The following is an 18330-nucleotide window of genomic DNA, read 5'->3' as shown; positions in this document are numbered from 1 at the left end:
TTACATAATTTTACAACAACCTGACAAAGTATAGGATTTTAACCAATATATCATTTTAATTTGAGTAGAATTACATGCAGATAAGAACACCTATAATTTTTCATGTAAACGCTTTAATTTGTATACTATTTCCATGTTATAATTTTGAAAAACCGCATTTATGAAGGAGGATACTCATGAATATCACGGGTCAAGGCGCGTGGGATACGGGTACATATACAAATCTGTTTTTGAAGTTAGGCTACGATGAGAATGAGATCACGAATAGATTGGAAGAAACATGGAGCGAGCTGTTTTATGGCGATGAAAATACTCGAATATATTACCCCATGGGTGAGGACAAGGGTTATTTGCTGGACACTGGTAATCTCGATGTTCGCTCCGAGGGCATGTCCTATGGCATGATGATTGCTGTTCAGATGAACAAAAAGGAGGAATTTGATCGACTCTGGAATTTCTCACACACGTTTATGCAACATAAAGCGGGGCGTTATAAAGATTATTTTGCCTGGCATTGCAAGCCTGACGGAACCCGACTCTCGCAAGGTCCTGCTCCTGATGGTGAGGAGTTTTTTGCCATGGCACTTTTTTTTGCCTCCAACCGCTGGGGAGATGGCGCTGAACCTTATGATTACAAGGCCCAAGCCCGCAAGATCCTTCGTGCATGTATACATCAGGGAGAAGACGGCGAAGGCGATCCCATGTGGGACCCGGAAACAAAACTGATCAAATTCATACCAGAAACACCGTTTAGCGACCCATCCTACCATCTGCCTCATTTTTATGAACTATTCTCGAAATATGCGAATGAAGAAGATCAGAACTTCTGGAAAGAAGCGGCGGCCGCTAGTCGTGCTTACCTTCATACAGCCTGCCATCCCGTAACCGGACTATCACCTGAATATGCGAACTATGATGGCTCTCCGGCTCCAATACAGCCGCATGGTGATTTCAGACATTTCTACAGTGATGCCTACCGTGTTGCTGCGAATATAGCGCTGGACTGGGAATGGTTCCGCAAGGATCACTGGCAGATCGAACAATCCAATCGGATTCAGTCCTTCTTCAGTGATATTGAAATGTCCGATTATCGTCGTTATACAATAGAAGGTGAACCTTTCGACGAACCTTCACTGCATCCTGTAGGTTTGCTGGCTACCAATGCCATGGCTTCACTGGCTGCAGACGGTCCACATGCTGACACATTCGTTCGCAAGTTCTGGAACACACCTTTGCGTCAGGGAGAGCGACGTTATTACGACAATTGCCTGTATTTTTTCAGCATGCTCGCTCTAAGCGGGAGATATCGCATGTACTAAACTAAGGGAATGTGCATGAGCCGTTATACCCGTCCTGTGAACGTTTGGCTTGCAGGACAGGTTCAATCTCAATTCTAAGTAGGATGCAATGATATTACGATTTAATCTATATCAATAAAAAACGTTCCCGGCTCGCATATGTTGACTGCGAACCGGGAACGTTTGGTTATGCAAATACAGGCAGTAACTTTTCCCGCTCTGTATGATTCAGATACTTTAATTATTTGGAAACAGAAGAAGTATCATAAGAAGACTGCATAATCTCCAGATAGCGATTAATGTTCAGTCCCTCCAGGCCTTTCACATATTCATCCCAATCCTTATCCAGACTTTTGGCGCCTGTAATAAATTGCAGGGCGTTCTGATCGATGTAATCCTTGAGATTGGTCTGCATCATGCTGGCTTCATCAGCTTGGGACGGATCTACCCACAATGCCCAATGAGGGAAAATCTCTTTCGGTTCCTTGCCTTCCATTAACAATGTCGCCTCATAGAGACGTCGCTCACCACCATCATTGGCATAGATGTCTGTCCCCTGTACTTCGGAGTCCCGATATGCCTGATAATGATTGTACTGACTCAATGCAGCCCAACTGTCATTACGAGGTTCTTCTCCAGGAGGAAGCGGAATGGCTTTATATAACGGCTCAATCTGATCATTGAGCGCCACTTCTCCTTCTTGTGGTTTGCGCCAGCTTACGCCCTCTTCTCCCAGATATGATGCCATGGTTCCTTCCTGGGTATAGAGATAATCCAGCAGCTTTATGGCCGCGATCTGTGTTTCCTCACTGGCTTTGTTTGTCAGTACAAAAGACGCTCCGGGATCAATCGGATAGTTGTACGTAGCATAAGCAGCATGGGGTCCCTTCAATGGAGGAATGGGATTGTAATCATTCCCGTAAGGAGAACCTTCGGCAGTGGTTACGAATAATGATGGATGCATCGCTGCTCCCGCACCGAGAAGCTGTGCATCAGCGTTATCTCCAATTTTTTTGAAGGCCCCGACGTTTTGGGTAAATGCCCCTGGATCAATCAACCCTTCATCGTACAGGGATTTAATATAGGCAAGCCCTTCTTTCCACTCCGGTTTGTTCACTACGGTCTCCACTTTCCCCTGATTGACAATGAGATAATTCCGATCGTCGTCATAGATAAAACCGTTCATCAAGTACGGAATAATGTGCACACCGAAATTTTCAGTCGAACCGCTTAGCGGTACTTCGTCGGCTTTGCCGTTCCCGTTTGGGTCTTTCGTTTTAAATGCCCGAAGCATTTCTTTAAATTCTTCTGTCGTCGTGGGTTCGGTCAGGCCCAGTTGTTCCATCCATTTGGTATTGACCCACATCTTGTTTGGGTATGAACAGTGAAAACATTCATTCAGACCCGTCAGACCATAGATATTTCCGTCGGGAGCAGTGTTCATGGCCCGATAATAGTCATTGCTCTCAAGCACTTTTTTAATATTGGGAGCATGCTGCTCAATCAGATCATTCAGCGGCAAAATAACCCCCTGTTGACCAAACTTCAACAAGTCTGTCTGGGAGAAACGATCTACCCAAGGGATGAGCAGATACAAGTCCGGATAATCACCAGAAGCCAGTGAAATCTGTCTTTTCTCCGCTGCACCGTCGAATGGAACCGTGGTCCAGTTGAACTGAATATCAAACTTTTCTTCCATTTTCTTCGTGAATTTGTTAGTGGACAGGTTGGTATCCGAACCCTGGTGAGCAAACACATTAATGGCTGTCTTGCCTGACGGGTTGCTGCCTTCCCCGTTCCCCTTATCAGAACCTGAACATCCGGCAAGTACCAATGAGGTAAACAGCATACAGGCAAGAATGATGAATCCCGCTTTTTTCAATATAATCCTCTCCTTCATGAATAATAGAAAAAATGAACTTATCCTTTGACTGAGCCAATCAGCATGCCTTGCACGAAATACCGTTGAACAAAAGGATAGATGATTAGCACCGGCAAGCTGGCCATCACAATTAACGAGTACTTCATGAGTTCAGCCATCTGCTGCTGTTTGATCATTTCCGATGCATCTATGTTCCCCGTACTGCTGTTCAGAATAAGAATACTGCGCAATATCAGCTGTAGCGGATAGAGCGACTGTGATTTCAGGTAAATGAGGGCGTCAAAGTATGCATTCCACTGACCGACAGCGTACATAAGTGACAACACGGCGATAATCGGTTTGGCGAGTGGCAGGATAATACTGAAGATAAATCGGATGTCACTGCAGCCATCGATGTCTGCTGCTTCGGACAATTCTTCCGGTATCGAATTCTGAAAAAAGGTACGGGCAATGATGACTTGCCATACCCAAACGGCATTGGGAATCAGCAACGCCCAGCGGGTATCAATCAGTCCCATGGTTTTGACCACCAGATAGGTAGGGATCAAGCCGCCTGAGAACAACATGGTGAAGGTAATAAACATCATTAACGAACTGCGGCCAACAAACGTTTTTTTGGATAATGGATAAGCAATCATAATGGTCAGTGCCACGCTGATGAAGGTGCCGCAGGCTGTATAGAAAAGGGAATTGGCATAACCGGTAAGGACTTGATCATTCCGCAATACAGACTTGTAACCGTCAAACGTCAGGTCAATGGGCCACAACCAGACTTTTCCCGAGGACACGGCAGCTGGGCTGCTGAGCGAAGAACTCACAATATATATCAAGGGATACAGCACGGCAATCAGCACCACTGTCAGCATGAAGTAAACAACCGTTATAAATACGCGGTCTCCCCAGGATTCACGAATCGTACTGCTGCTCTTGATCCGCGAACGACCTGCATTAATCTGTGTGTTAGGCATGAGTTGGTTCTCCTCCTTTCGCTCCCGTTACCATAAGCTTGTATTGGACAGTCGCTTGGCGACCGCGTTTACGATTAATAGCAGAATCAGGTTAATCACCGAGTTGAACAGGCCAACCGCAGTAGCGAAGCTATAATTGGCATTCAGCAATCCTATTTTATAGACATACGTGGAGATGATCTCCGAAGCAGACAGGTTGAGCGGATTTTGCAGCAAATATATTTTTTCGAACCCAACAGCCATGATATTCCCTACACTCAGGATCAGAATGATGACGGCTGCCGGAAGTAGTCCAGGCAGATCAACATTGATGATTTTCTGTATTCGGTTGGCTCCGTCCACTTTGGCGGCTTCATACAGGGATGGATCAACACCTGCCAGAGCAGCCAGATATATCACAGCGGAGTACCCCATTCCCTGCCACACATCGGAGAATACGTAGATGGATCGAAATAGTCCGGGCTCACCGAGAAAATTCACCGCTTCGAAACCAAGGGCGCCTGCAATCGTGTTGACAATACCCAGCCTAGGAGACAGAAAGAGCATAATGATGGAGACCATAACAACGGTAGAGATAAAATATGGAGCATACGTCACCATTTGTACTGTTTTTTTGAATCGTATGTTTTTGATTTCGTTCAGCGCGAGCGCCAGTAATATAGGAATCGGGAAACCAACGATCAGGCTGTAAAACGAAATGTAGAGTGTGTTCTTGATCAGCATGACAAACGCCGGATTTTTGAAAAGTAATTCGAAATACTTGGTTCCGGCCCACGGACTGCCCCAGATCCCCTTGATGACGTTGTAATCTTTAAATGCTAGGACCGCATTCACCATGGGTACATACTTGAAAATAATAAAGTAAGCAATCGGTGGCAGGATCAGCAGATATAACTGCCAATGTCGCCTCCAACTTCTGGATAATGCTTGCTTCAAGGCAAACGGTTTACTTGGTTTCTCCACGGACTTTGATTCACTGGTCATTGTGGTTCTCAGAATCATCCCCCCATTCTTGGCTCCAAATCGTGCTAAACTGCAGCTCGACTTGGTAGCGCTTACTTTTTGAGTAATCATAAGATTGCGCTGGGGATGCGTAAAGGTACAGTTACGCTGAGAAAGTACAAAAAGCGAATATAGTTCCCGAGAAACAACCTACATTAACCGCTATGAACGTCCATTTTCCGAAACACACTCGGAGAAATGCCGCGTACCCGCTTGAAAGCTCGGCGGAATGAATGTGCACTATTATACCCGGTGGCCTCCGCTATCTCGTCAATGGTCTGACCGGTGGAATGCAACAAGTTCGAGGCAGCTTCAATGCGTACTCGTTCTACATAATCGGAAAGATTCTCTCCCGTATGTTCTTTGAACAGTTGGGATATAAACTTCTCGGACTTGCTCATGTGCTCCGCAATCCGATAGATCGTCAAGTTTGCATCCCCATAATGTTGTTGGATAAAACAAATCATTTCGCTTACAGTATCCGCATGTGCTCCTGCTCTTCTTCTCTGGAAATCACCGCAGATGTCTTCCGTTAACCGTTTGAATTTTGCCCGCAGCGAAGTGATCGTTTCTGTCATCTGAATGGATGTTACCCGAGATTTATATTCCTCCAGCAGGGAGGCATCCAACTTGAATTTGGGTTCGTCCAGCTTCAGAAAAGTCCCCTTCAGCTCCATGATGAACTGCTGTGTCATCTCGTAGGACAGTTCCCGCTCCTCTAAATTACGAAGAAACAATTGCTCCAGAATACGTACCGCCTCTTCAGGCTCCCCGACTTTGATTGTGTTCAGCAGGCGCTGTTCAGACTCAATCGGATAATAGAACATTTCATTTTCCTTCATCGTATCTTCAAATCTCACCAGATGATCTGTTCCCATATGAATGGCATAATCCAGAGCTTGTTTGGCTTCGTCAAAGGAACGCCCTGCATCATTCCAAACCTCGTAAGCTGCACCTGTGCCAATGGTTGTAGATATCCGATGCTCCCGGTAGATCACTTCCATCAAGGTGTTCAGCTCTTTTTCACATCTCCCTATAGCTTCATTCAGTTGGTTCTCATCCAATGGACAGGCAAAAGCGATCTGGTCTGTTCCCCAATCCGTGATTAGCAGCTGCGCATTCCACTCTGTAAGTACCTGTTTGATGAGCAGCCTTGCGACGCCCAGTTCATGGATAGTTTCTTCACTGTCCGGATTGGCATATCCGTTTACCTTCACTAAGCCTGCCAAACCCTTGCTGCTATGAAGGGAAATGTGCGCCTGGGATGAGATAACCTCCAACTCAAGTGAGGTATAGACTTCTCCGGTTAACAAACGTTTGATAAAACCGTCTCTCAATAACGGAATCTGCTCATTCATGGCGTTTTTAAGTGAGTCATTATTAGCAATGAGATTGTTAATATGGCTTGCCAAAAAATCATATTCATTGCCCCGTCTGCCTGGGGAATCGGTGATTTGTTCCCGAAAAGAGGCCAACAATCTGTAAACGGGTGCACTATTCCGATAGGCCAGAACCAGCCCGAATAACAGTCCTAGGGCAATGGTTGCCAAAGTAAAGACCAGCGTGACTTGTTTGATTTGGTCCGCTTTGGTCATGAGTGCTTTCTCCGGAATCCCTGCCATGTAATTCCATCCATTTTGACTGGACTGCATCGATATCAGCAGCCGACCATCACTTCCAGGCTGTACATTCTGCACGTTCAGCTCCGTTTCCGCAGCGTTACCTTCTCTCTGGCGACTCTGTGCCATTTGCTCAGCTTCGGCTTGTTCAATGCCATGGGAGAAAATGATCTGTCCTTCCGCATCGGTGACGAGAGTCCAGCCGCCATATTGATCCACAATATTTTGAGTAAGGCTGGCCATCTGATCCTGATCAATCATGACACCAATCGTCGCTTGCGGTTTGTTGAAGCTGTTCAAAGGCAGAGATTGCAGAAACGTAATGGCGGGAACGTCTGCAAGCACAGTGCCGAGTATTTCACGTTTATAGTTTCGAAGCGGTATGATTTCATTAAAGTGTGGTTGTTTGAGAATTTGGTCATGCCACTGTTCAAACGACATACCGTCCAGCTGATTGGCAGCATAATAATGCTCTGGACGATAATACACAGTTCTTGGTGTGATGATGGCATTGTAGTTTGGAATGTGAATGAAGAAATGGGACAAGTAATCATTGGTACTGCTGTACATGGAGAGACTCCGCTGCATACGGTTCATACCGTAGACATTGTAGAGATCATGCGGCTTTGGCCCAGCAATTAAATTTTGCAAATCGGGATTGACGGCAAGCTGCCTGGTAAAGGCTTCAACTTGAAGAAGGTTACGCTCAATGATCTCTTTCCCGAGACTAAGCGACTTCAAGCTGTTTTCAATGGAGCTGGAACGGGCCGCTTCAATAGAAGCTCGGTAAGAGGCATATCCCGCAATTTGAGGAATCATCAGAATGACAAGATACGAAATGAGGAATCGGCGGAACACGGGTGAAAATTGGGACCATAGGAGCTGCATATGTACCCTCCCTTTTTTTATCAAGCGCTTACATTTCTCTGTGATAAGGTAGCTGTTCAATGATACACCGGGCATTTCTTCCTGGTGAAGGTACAACTTCTTCCTTATGGTACATTTACATACTGCGGTGTACAATGCTTGCATGAAAATAATTGTCGGTCTGCGGGTTAGCGCACAAATATAGTTGTATTTTACCTTCGCATGACATCCATCCCAAAGTATCAAAAATAAACGCAAAAAACCTCCCCAAGACATGGAATGACTTGGGGAGGTTCTTGTTTAACGTTGTGCTTATTAATTGCTAACGGCAACAAATTTCCATTGTTGGTTTGTAGCACCTGTGTAGGTGTTCTGCTGCAGCTTGGCTCCATCCGAAGTGGAAGCGTTTGCCACTTCAATCGCTTTATTGCTGTTCACGTTAACGATACTCCAGTACCCGTTACCAAGATCGTTGACCTTAAAATGCTGAGCGGTTGTGTTCAGATTGCTCATGAGTTGAACCGCTTCCCCATTGGTGAGGGTACCGTTGCGAATATCGATGACTTTGTCCGGCGAGTTCACACTTGTCAGTGTATAGTTGCCGCTCCCGATCGAGGTCAGAACCCACTTCTGAGGGTTACCGCCCAGATCACTCCACTGCTGGAGCTGAAGATTATTTTCATTTTGACCACCAGGAACATCAACAACTTTGTTGGAATGCCGGGCTACGATTTTATAAGTTGCACCGGATACAAGACCCGTTGTCGGTCCGCCACCTTGTCCACTGCCCGGGTAAGTCTGAGCACGTTCATGGTACCAGTTGAACAGGAATCGTCCCATGGCACTCCGTGAAGCATCTCCATCCCATTTCAGTCCAGCCGTTGGGTCGGCAAAGGAGCTTCGTGGTCCTTCACTTAGAATGAATCCGTTCATATGAGCTGCAATGCTGACATTGCCTGATGCGTTGAAAATCGTTTTGGTATTGGTGCCAAAACCTTCATTGCTACCATTAAACAAGTTCCAATAGGCCGAATCGCCAGGTTTGTTTTTGAACCAGGTTACCTCGGTAATATTAATCGGATATTTGTCAGCAGCTGCCTTCACGTTGGTATTCCACTGGTCTTGCAGGATAGAGAAGTTGTCATATGCGCCATAACCAGGGTACCAGTGAACCGCATATCCATAGTTATTGAGCGGATCAGTCAATGGATGGCTTGCCGTCAAGCTGTAAAATTGGTTGTATCCCAGACCTGCCGCCCAGATGACGTTGTCCGCACCTTTGCTACGAATTGTTGAAATCATGGAATTTTGGAAATTACGCAAGTCATTCCAGTGATCCACAAAGTCATTTTCCCCGTTGTATCCACCCCAATGTCCATTGGCATAGGATTTCACCGGTTCGTTGATCAGTTCGAAGTGAACGTTGTCTGCACTTTTGATCTCCGGGCGTGAAGCGAGATAACCCCAGATTTCGTTGAATTTTTGCAGGTTGGCAGGTGTTGTTGCCTGATCATCCTTTAGTGTGAAGTCCAGTCCCAGGACAACATAGACACCTTTTGTTTTGGCATATTGAATATACGGAATAATTACATTTTGCGTAACGGTCTGCACACCGGCAAAGTTATATGTACCAGCAGCCACATCTCCCATGTCCTGACGATCGATGAACAGACGTACCTGATTCATATTCCAGCCATGATTGCTTCCGTACTTCGCGCTGGTGTCAGCAAATGTATCGGTAATGTCTTTCAGATAAGCCAGTGTAGCTGCATGACGGTTATTGCCGTGCAGATTGAGATAATAATTGCTGTCCTGATATGTCCAGTAGGCACCTGAGGGTTGATGCCAACCGTTCAGTAGCACAGGCTGGTTGTTGCTGTTCACCAGGTTTTTGCCGTTTACGTGCAGCTTGCCCATCGGCATGCCCACCCATGCTTCGGCACGGCTGCCTCCCCATGGAGCAATTGTGATCAATAAAGCCAGAATGAGTACAAGTTTACAAGATGTCATGAACTTCTTCACTTTAATTCCTCCTGATCTGATATATTGCCTTGCAATAATGCGAGGTAAGCTCCGTCAGAGTATCTCTGATCAAACAGATCGCTCAGGTCGGCGCCCGCTCCCGCAGCCCATTCCACACCAGCAGGGGGATCCTGCGCAGGGAAGGATCGCGGTTCTGCTGTGAGCAGACGTTCATAAGATCGTTACATGCCCCCTTTTCACAGATGGAATGTTGCATGAAGTTCCTCCTCCCTCTTCCAGTCTGATCCCACTCCAAACGTACAGAAGAACTTAACTTAACCGACGATTCCCGTACGCTCTACACTCTCTACGAAATATCGTTGCACAAACAAATAGATGATGATCAAAGGCAGAATGGCAAGAAGAATTCCTGTATCCTGGATCATACTCAGATAGAACGGATCGGCTTGGGAAGCTGCACCGTCAGTAACCTGCTGGGCCAGATTATACGGAAGGGACGATAACTGAGTCGACATGACTTTACTTGAAGTCAGATAAGTCGTCGTATAGAAGCTGTCGTTCCACTGCCATACGAAGGAAAACAGCATGACTGTTACCATGGACGGAATGGCATTGGGCAGCATGATTCTTGAAAATGTTCGTCCGATGCCCGCGCCGTCCACATAGGCCGCCTCCTCCACTTCCTTCGGAATACCTCTGAAGAATTGCCGGAAGATAAAGATGTACAAACCGGCTTTAAGTGAATTGGCCGTAATTGCCGTCAGAATAAACGGCCAATAGGTATTAAGCAAATTAACAGGTTTGCCGGCTATAAGCGTCATAAGCCCCATCAGGTCAAAGCTTTTCAGATTCAGGTATACCGGAATGAGAATGGTCGTTGGCGGTACAAGAATCGTTAGAATTACACCAGCAAACAGCCAGTTGCTTCCCCTGAATTTCAGTCTGGCGAATCCGTATCCTGCAAGTGCACAGGATGCTGTAGTCAGAAGTGTAGTCGTTGCAGACAGGGCAAAGGTATTAAACAGCGTTGCCCAGTAATCCATTACGCGTATCGCCTCTTTGAAATTGTCGATGGAGAAGTTCTGTGGAATCCACACCACCACTGCCGAATACAGATCACCTTTAGCTTTGATGGATGTGGAAACCTTCTGAAATATGGGAAACAGGATAACGAAGGAAAGCCCGGTAATCAGAACGAATCGGATCATGGCCCACAGCCAGCCTTTCCAATGCTCCAGCGATAATAATCGTGATGTTGTCACGTGGGACACCCTCCTTTCTAATCTTGATAGAAGACTCGCTTCGAGAAAATGATGTTTACGATAACCAGAATGATGGCAATGGCCAGAAAGTAGACCCATGCCATGGCAGAACTTAATCCAAAGTCAAATTTGACGAAGCCGGTATCCCGGATCAGTTCCGTCATGGCGTTATTGGCAAACGAATCAATGATTGTATAGATCGCATTGACAAAAATAAGCGGGCTGACCATTGGGAACGTAATTTTCCAAAAGGCTTCATAACCCGTTGCCCCTTCCATCTTCGAAGCCTCATACAGTTGAGGGGAAATCGTCTGGATCCCTGCCAAAAAGATCAAAATCTGCACACCGGATTGACTGACGATCTGATAGATCCGATCTACGGCGCTGCTCAGATACGTAACGATCCAATCGCTCACTCCGGCGTTAACCATCAGATTTTCGAGTTCAAATGTCCCGAGTGAGCTTCCACCTGTGCTGCTCTGATTAACCGCTTCAATCAGGCTGGTGCTCTCCAGTGTCATAATCACTCCCGATGCCAGAATAACGGGCAGGAAAAAGATCGACCGCGCTACAGCCCGGCCCCTGAACTTCTGATTCAGGATGACGGCAAGGAACAGACTGAATATAACGATAAGCGGTACGTTGATGAGCACGTCTGTGATCGCCTCAATTAACGCACGGTTAAAGCTTGTATTGACGGTCAACGCCTGAATATAATTGGCAACACCGTTGAACTGAATTGCTATGCCTTCCGCGTTAGCCTGAATTGTACTCATGCTGTATCGCAGAGAGGCTAACAGCGGAATGAAGAAAAACAACACAAAACCAATGAGCCAGGGAAGCACGTAGATTACGCCCCACATGGCTTTCTGCTGAGCATACGTACGACTTCCCCATTTCCATTTCAGGAGCGTCTTCAGAGCTGCTCACCACCAGTCACATAGCTTTGGGCTTCCACTGTATCGTTGTCAACTTCTACAGGGAAGTCGTTATAATTGACGATGACGAACCCGCCACCTTCATATGTTGTCCGGAAGACGCCCTCCTCCAGGGATTCATGGGACATCATGGAACGTCCGGCAAACGGTTGGTTCACCTGGTTCACCTCGTTGTAGATCTCGGCAGCCAGATCGATCCATTGTTCATAATTCGCCGCGTAGAGATCATCATAATCCGTTTCTTTCACAACATGGTTTGGCGCATTGAACCATGCAAAGTAAGGACTGGCTCCATATTCAATCAGCTTCAGCACATATTGCCTTGCATTGGTATATGTGGAGAGATTGTATGGCGTCCCCGTATAACCGATGCTGCCGTGTACAACGAGCTGATAGAACGGAATCTCTTCATCCTCCAGCTTGAAACGACTGCTGGTCATCGGCGCATCTGTCAGACCAGTTACATACGGCAGGGCATAAGCGTTCCCGCCTTCAGCAACAAGCGAGCCAGCCTGCTGCCCGATCTGTTCAAGTGCCTTCTTTACGGAGCCAAGCGCTTGTGTTCGGTCCACCAGCTTTTTCGGATTCATATCGCTGTTTAACTGAGCTGCCAGATCATTCAGGCTTAGTGACAGTCCATCCTTTTGAAGGGACCTCAGCTCATCTAACATGTCTGCCGTCACGTCCTCGAGCATGTTGGGCGAAAGCACATAGGATGGTGAACGATCCCGGTCCCGCCGCTGGATGGCCTGGTTCATCGGATACAAGACCGCCGGTTCCTGAGTTAATGTGCGTGAAGCTTCTTTGGACGGTTTAAACCCTTTTTTGGATTGCACATTCAGCAGAGCGATATCGGGATAGAAACCGATGCCCGCTTCTTGTGTGTATGCGCTGAATTCCCGCAATCCCTTTTTCCCGCCTACCGCGCCATCTACTTGGATGGAATCCGGCAGTCGATGATGAAGTCCGCCGTTAAGCCATCCCGCATAGCGCACCTGAATATTGGATACCTTCTTCTCCGTCAAGGCGGAGAGAATGTTTTTGGCTTCATCAAACGTGGTCAAAGCCTCCGTTGAGTCATACGGTATGCCCAGCATATGCTGCCTTGTTGTCATGCCGCCGAACAGTTGCAGATAAAAGGGAACGTTACTCTGCTCCTTGCTGGCGTTTAACTCGGGAAGTCCGCCGTTTTGCATCAGATAATCCCGATAGAGTGATGCAAGCCCCGAGTACGAGGCTTTATCCGCCCCCACAAAAGCATATCGAACGACGAAATCAGACGCGGTCGGTTTCTTCTGGAATTTCGGAAGTGTACGAACCATATCACTTGCCTGAAGCGTCACATCACTCTTGTTCACTACATAGAAGCTTGGATATACGTTGTTGTAACTGTTCAGTTTGCCGCTGATATCGGCATTCACAACTGCAACGGCATCCCCTTCTTCAATGATGCCCAGGAATGCTCCCTCTTTCCGAATCAGTCCAAATACCGGCAACCTGGCTCTGGCTTCATTCGAACTTGCTTCCCGTAGTTTCATGGTCATATCCGGTCCGTATATATCTTGTTGATAGGCAGGATACTGCAGCTTGCCATTGTTAAAATGGATCAGCGCTCCCGAACCGTCCGGCACCAGTATGGAGCCCTCTTCTTCTGAACCCCCAGCCCCGAAATAATCCATTACAGATATGCTGTTGATCGGATATTCCTCCGGAAAATGAATGCCTGAGGACGGAACACGTACAAGCAGATCCTCTCCATCCAGCTCATATTCCATCGTAAGCATAAACAGCCGTGGTCCACTTCGTTCCTCTTCAATGCCAAACTCGGCATGATCCTGAGCCAGATCCTCCGATGTGTAACCGGCTGTGTCAAAAGCTTTCAAGGCCCGGGACAATTGCAATCCTTGCATCGCCTTATCAATCCGGACGTAAGCGCCTTCATCCTTGTCTTCCGCATAGCCGACCTTCAAGGCCCGTTGCCCGGCCTTGTCTAGCTGTGCAAGCAGCCTTTGTTCAAATCGCTCCTTGCTGATCTTCATCGGCAAGTCTTCTATGGATCGCTCAGTGCTTCCAAACTGGTAGTGGACCCGCACGCCGCTTGGCAGCACCTCGTAGCTTATCTGCTTGTGTGCAACACTATCCGTGAAGGAATTCACGGTGCTGCTCTGTCCGAGGCTGTTGAAAAAGCTGAGCTTCGTTTGTGATGACAAAAGGTCTTTGTTTATCCCGGCTGCAACCCCATCCTGCTCACGATCTGCAGGATTGCTGCGCCAGATCTGGCCGCTCTGCGTGTGAATCACTGCAATCTCGGCAGTCTCTTCGTTAATGAACAACTGCAGCGCAGCATTCTGCGCAATGCCTACCATGCCGGGAAGGCGGACATCGCTGAACGATGATTTCAGTTTCTCTCCGGGAGGCAGGGAGGGAAAGTCCGTCGGATCAGCGGCAGTCACTGTCTCGTGAGCGAGCGGTGTTGGCGAGAATTGACAACCGCCAAGTAGCAGACTGCCCGCGAGCAGCATTCCTGTTATTTTTTTGGCTACGGTATAATTCATAACAATTTCCTCCTCCCTTAGCCCCGAAGCACTAATTCCTGATAGATGGTTACGACAAACGATACAATCTGCTGTACAAGACTGAAGAATAACAGGCACAGAAATGCCATAAACGCCATCGCTACAAGTGTCAGCAGCATCGTGAGCACCGTTTTGGCTGGTGTGTACTGATGAACCGTCATATTCCCCACAAATAACAGGTATACCGTCCATGCAACAGCGAGTGCATTGGAGAAATAATAAAAGGCAGTTTCCTGCGCAGAGATCACAAGACTCAGCCAGATCCATGGAAAATGAATGAGTAACAACGGTACCAGTGCAAAACACGTTGACATGAATATTTCGGAGAACTTGCCTTCCCCGTCCATCAATGTGGTTAACGACCAGTTAGCCACACACCAAAACAGTACCGGTATAATGACATATAACATTTCGAGTAGACTGTTCAGGTACTTTGGATTACTGAGATTAATGAGAAAACCGCTGTACTGGGCATGCAAAATTTTGGTGATGACCAGAAGCACCAGGATCATGAAAGCAATCAGCAGTGAGTTTCTCTGGTTCCGTTCATATTTCAATTCCCAGTATCCGTCAAACGGATGAAAAATCAGATGCAGCGGGTACTGGTATAGTTGCTTACTTGATGCCTGCATTCGTAGTCCTCCTTTTCTGCCTGCGAACGATGATGACGGTTACAATCGCAGCGACAGCCAGGAATATACCGGACATCATCCATGAAAAATGCTCACGCATCAGCTCTTTGCGATACAAAAGAAAAGCTTTGGAATAGCCTTTGGGCTCCATACTGCGCTTGAAATATTTCGCAGACTCGGCGTATTCCTTCTGACGAAGCAATGCTTTGCCAATTCCCGCATACGCATATTCCAAGTTAGCGTTCATCTCGGCAGCTTGCGCAAACAGCACCGAAGATTGATCTTCATCACCGTTATAGTAGCTACGCACCGCTTCGTGGAGTGTACGTCCGTATTCAGTTGTTTGAAAGACGGTGATTTCACCCAGCGCTTTATCCAGAACTAACATCCGGTCTCCCGCACGTTCCAGAGCAACAGGTGTATTAAACTGGCCCAGCCGGTTCCCAATGCCGCCATAAATATGGAGCAGGTATCCGTCTCCATTGTAGGTGAAGATTCGGCCCTTGCTGGAATCCAGTACGGAATACATGTCACTGTCACCCACATCCACATCAATCAGGCGGGATGGCCCTGCTTCCTGGGTATACAGCAAATCACCCTGCGGAGGCTGATAGCCTTCTCTGCGCAAAATGTCTGTACCCTGGGCATTCAGCTTCTTGACCGGATCTTTGCCGCGATCTCCGCTAGTGGCGTAGATGAAGCCCTCTTCATCCATATCCAGATTGGTAAATTCCGTTGGAGTGAACATCACCATCTGGCTCCGCTGCTCCCGTGTTGCAAACCGTTTCCACAGATACTCCACCGGGTCCACCTGAACTCTGTTCGCTCCAATGAAGGAAGAGAACGTGCCATCGGCGCTGAACTCCATGAATCCATCAAATACGCCTTCGGCCATGACGTAGATACGCTCCCCTTTGTCCATAACAATGCGCATCGGTTTAAACTGGAAGTCTGCTTTTAGCAGATCCGATTTTGGTTCAGACACGATCTTGACCAGCTTCCCTTGTTCATTTAAATGCACCACCCGGTGATTATCCGAATCAGCGACCAGCAGATGACCTTTTTCCGTGACGTACAGTCCTTGTGGATTTTTAAAATGATCTTCCTTGCCTTCCTGCTCAAATGAATCAATCGTCCGTACCAGCTTGAAGTTGCGATCCATCTCAATGATGCGGCCATTGCCCGAATCGAGCACAAAGACGTGCTGATTGGCGGTAACATGCATGTCACTTGGCTCTTTCATAGGAGTTGTGTTCAGCTTCTTGCCGGTGATAATGGTTGTTGCCTCATATGCCGCGGGTGAAGGAACTGCGTCACCCCAGAAGGAATAATGATACGCATCCGTTTTACCGTCTGCACTCACATAGGGCGCCTCTTGAACGAACAACAGGAGGCAGATCATGCCCATGATGATCGATTTACGTTTTTTCCATGTGCTTCTCCGCACCTCGCTGCCTCCTTTCTACTCTTTCATGCCCGAAGTGGCCATCGTCTGCATAACACTGCTCTGAGAGATGATAAACAGAGTGATCGGTACGATCATCAGCAGCAAAGCAACAGCCGCACCTACACCAGCTCTTGCAATCCCTCCCTGCACAATCTGACTGAGCGCATAATGCAGCGTTTTGAGATTTTCACTGTAAATGAAACTCCCGCCATCCGTTCCCCATAACGCTGGAAACTGCAGAATCATGAGCGTGAGCCATGCCGGCTTCACATTGGGCATCACGATGCTCCAGAATATCCGGTATTCATTGGCTCCGTCGATTTTGGCTGCCTCCAGCAAAGCATCGGGAATCTGCTCCATGAACTGTTTCATCAGGAAAAGTCCTAACGAGAACGCAAGTGATGGCACAATAATGGACGCATGAGTGTTAATCCAGCCAAGCCAGGACATCACCATGTAGTTCGGAATCGCCGTAACATGCGGCGAGAACATCAGGGACAGAATGACAATGGTGAACAACACTTTGGAACCCGGAAAACGATACTTCGCCAGCGGATAAGCCGCTGCAGATGCAAGAAGAATATGTCCCGCTGTGCCAAGTATCGTAATGAGCAATGTGTTGGCAATATAGCGGGATAACGGCACCCACGAATTGCCCATGAGGTTGATCAGATCAGCAAAATTCTCCGTTGTTGGATTGTTCACCCAGAAACGCGGCGGAAAAATAAATAGCTCATCCAGCGGCTTGAATGCATTGTTGACAGCATAGATGAGCGGAAGCACCATAAAGGAGCCAAACACGCCCAGCAATGCAAATAACATCAGGCTGACGGTAAATGACCGATTAAGCCTTTTTGGCATGCCAAACACGGCACGTACTTTGCTGGTCATCGTCATTCACCTATCTTTCTAAGCATTTTTTGCGTGAAAACGTTTGTACCGAGCATCAGGGCAAACAGGACCGTTGCGATGGCCGAGGCATACCCCATCTCGAAACGAATGGTTCCGAAGTCCATCAGATGCGTGACAACGGTGTGTGCCGCATAGTTTACGCTCGGGAAACCTGCCAGTGCGATGGAGATCTCAGCTACGGCGAAGGAAGCGGTAATCTGCATTACCGCACCAAACATCAGCTGCGGTCTCATCGAAGGCAAGGTGATGTACCAGAGCTCCTGCCAGCGGTTTTTGATCCCGTCTACGGTTCCTGCTTCAACCAGAGAACGATCAATGGTTTGCAGTCCTGCAATAAAGGCCAGGAAGCTGGTTCCCAGGCTCAGCCACAGCTGTACAATAATGACGATTGCCAGTACATACTTCTCGTCTGCGAGCCATTGGATCGGTTCCAGTACGACGCCAAGGCGCATCAGGAAGCCGTTCATATACCCGTAGCTGTCACCCGAGAAGATGATCAGCCAGATGAAAAAGACGTTGCCCGATATGGAAGGGGCATAGAAAACCAGCGTCATGACCGCCCGAATTTTAGGAGACAGCTCATTGATGATCCACGCAAACAAAAAGCAGGCAATATAACTGAGAGGACCTGTAATTACGGCAAAAAGCAGCGTGTTTTTGAGCGCGATCAGAAATACGTCATCGTTCAGGAAAAGCCTGGAATAGTTCTGCCAGCCGACAAATCGCGGCAGCTCCAGCATATTGAAGTGAAAAAAGCTGAGCCCGAGTGAAATGCCGACCGGAATGACAGTAAACATGAAAAAAATCAGCATAAACGGTGCCATCAATACATAATAATGCCTGCTGAGATACAGATCCCGCTTCAATAGGGACCACCAGCCGACCTGGCGGGTATGGACGGCAGGAGCGGCGGCTGTCTTGGTAGTTTTTGCTTGCAACCGTTA

The 18330-nt window shown here is 47.5% G+C and carries 13 protein-coding genes; 1 reads left to right on the top strand and 12 read right to left on the bottom strand.

Annotated features, from left to right (window positions below):
* Positions 1 to 176 precede the first annotated feature (176 nt).
* Positions 177 to 1319 carry a glycosyl hydrolase family 8 gene (locus MHB43_RS15840; RefSeq protein WP_405132321.1) on the top strand — a complete coding sequence of 381 codons (1143 nt, stop codon included), beginning with the start codon at positions 177 to 179 and terminating at the stop codon, positions 1317 to 1319.
* 220 nt (positions 1320 to 1539) lie between these two features.
* Here MHB43_RS15840 and MHB43_RS15835 read toward each other — a convergent pair whose 3' ends face one another.
* The 12 genes from MHB43_RS15835 to MHB43_RS15780 all read right to left on the bottom strand — a co-directional run bounded on the left by MHB43_RS15835 (position 1540) and on the right by MHB43_RS15780 (position 18324).
* The gene (locus MHB43_RS15835) at positions 1540 to 3198 is read right to left on the bottom strand and encodes an ABC transporter substrate-binding protein (protein ID WP_405132320.1); all 1659 of its coding nucleotides are present in this window, start codon (positions 3196 to 3198) and stop codon (positions 1540 to 1542) included.
* Between the two features lie 20 nt (positions 3199 to 3218).
* Positions 3219 to 4148: a carbohydrate ABC transporter permease gene (locus MHB43_RS15830; protein ID WP_237175380.1), complete on the bottom strand. Its 930-nt coding sequence runs from the start codon at positions 4146 to 4148 to the stop codon at positions 3219 to 3221.
* Positions 4149 to 4175: 27 nt separating this feature from the next.
* On the bottom strand, positions 4176 to 5030 hold the full coding sequence (locus MHB43_RS15825) for a sugar ABC transporter permease (protein WP_036671100.1): 855 nt from the start codon (positions 5028 to 5030) through the stop codon (positions 4176 to 4178).
* A gap of 275 nt (positions 5031 to 5305) precedes the next feature.
* Positions 5306 to 7657 carry a helix-turn-helix domain-containing protein gene (locus tag MHB43_RS15820; RefSeq protein ID WP_405132319.1) on the bottom strand — a complete coding sequence of 784 codons (2352 nt, stop codon included), beginning with the start codon at positions 7655 to 7657 and terminating at the stop codon, positions 5306 to 5308.
* A gap of 294 nt (positions 7658 to 7951) precedes the next feature.
* Positions 7952 to 9658 (bottom strand): RICIN domain-containing protein, encoded by a 1707-nt coding sequence (locus tag MHB43_RS15815; RefSeq protein WP_405132318.1) that lies wholly within the window; start codon positions 9656 to 9658, stop codon positions 7952 to 7954.
* 275 nt (positions 9659 to 9933) lie between these two features.
* Complete coding sequence (locus tag MHB43_RS15810; protein WP_036615897.1) at positions 9934 to 10881, bottom strand: carbohydrate ABC transporter permease; 948 nt, start codon at positions 10879 to 10881, stop codon at positions 9934 to 9936.
* A gap of 17 nt (positions 10882 to 10898) precedes the next feature.
* On the bottom strand, positions 10899 to 11744 hold the full coding sequence (locus tag MHB43_RS15805; RefSeq protein ID WP_082219083.1) for a carbohydrate ABC transporter permease: 846 nt from the start codon (positions 11742 to 11744) through the stop codon (positions 10899 to 10901).
* A 53-nt stretch (positions 11745 to 11797) separates the two neighbouring features.
* Positions 11798 to 14374: a DUF5696 domain-containing protein gene (locus MHB43_RS15800; protein ID WP_405132317.1), complete on the bottom strand. Its 2577-nt coding sequence runs from the start codon at positions 14372 to 14374 to the stop codon at positions 11798 to 11800.
* A 17-nt stretch (positions 14375 to 14391) separates the two neighbouring features.
* Positions 14392 to 15027, bottom strand: a complete 636-nt coding sequence (locus MHB43_RS15795; RefSeq protein WP_036670948.1) for a YIP1 family protein — start codon at positions 15025 to 15027, stop codon at positions 14392 to 14394.
* Positions 15011 to 16474, bottom strand: a complete 1464-nt coding sequence (locus MHB43_RS15790; RefSeq protein ID WP_405132316.1) for a hypothetical protein — start codon at positions 16472 to 16474, stop codon at positions 15011 to 15013. The genes MHB43_RS15795 and MHB43_RS15790 overlap by 17 nt, the downstream gene beginning before the upstream one ends.
* A gap of 15 nt (positions 16475 to 16489) precedes the next feature.
* Positions 16490 to 17365 (bottom strand): carbohydrate ABC transporter permease, encoded by an 876-nt coding sequence (locus MHB43_RS15785; RefSeq protein WP_026081082.1) that lies wholly within the window; start codon positions 17363 to 17365, stop codon positions 16490 to 16492.
* Between the two features lie 2 nt (positions 17366 to 17367).
* Complete coding sequence (locus tag MHB43_RS15780; RefSeq protein WP_036615906.1) at positions 17368 to 18324, bottom strand: carbohydrate ABC transporter permease; 957 nt, start codon at positions 18322 to 18324, stop codon at positions 17368 to 17370.
* Positions 18325 to 18330 lie beyond the last annotated feature (6 nt).

This window comes from Paenibacillus sp. FSL H8-0317, from assembly GCF_045040685.1.
Classification (GTDB): domain Bacteria; phylum Bacillota; class Bacilli; order Paenibacillales; family Paenibacillaceae; genus Paenibacillus.
The sequence above is the reverse complement of the archived record's forward strand: the minus strand, read 5'-3'. Positions and strand labels throughout refer to the sequence as shown.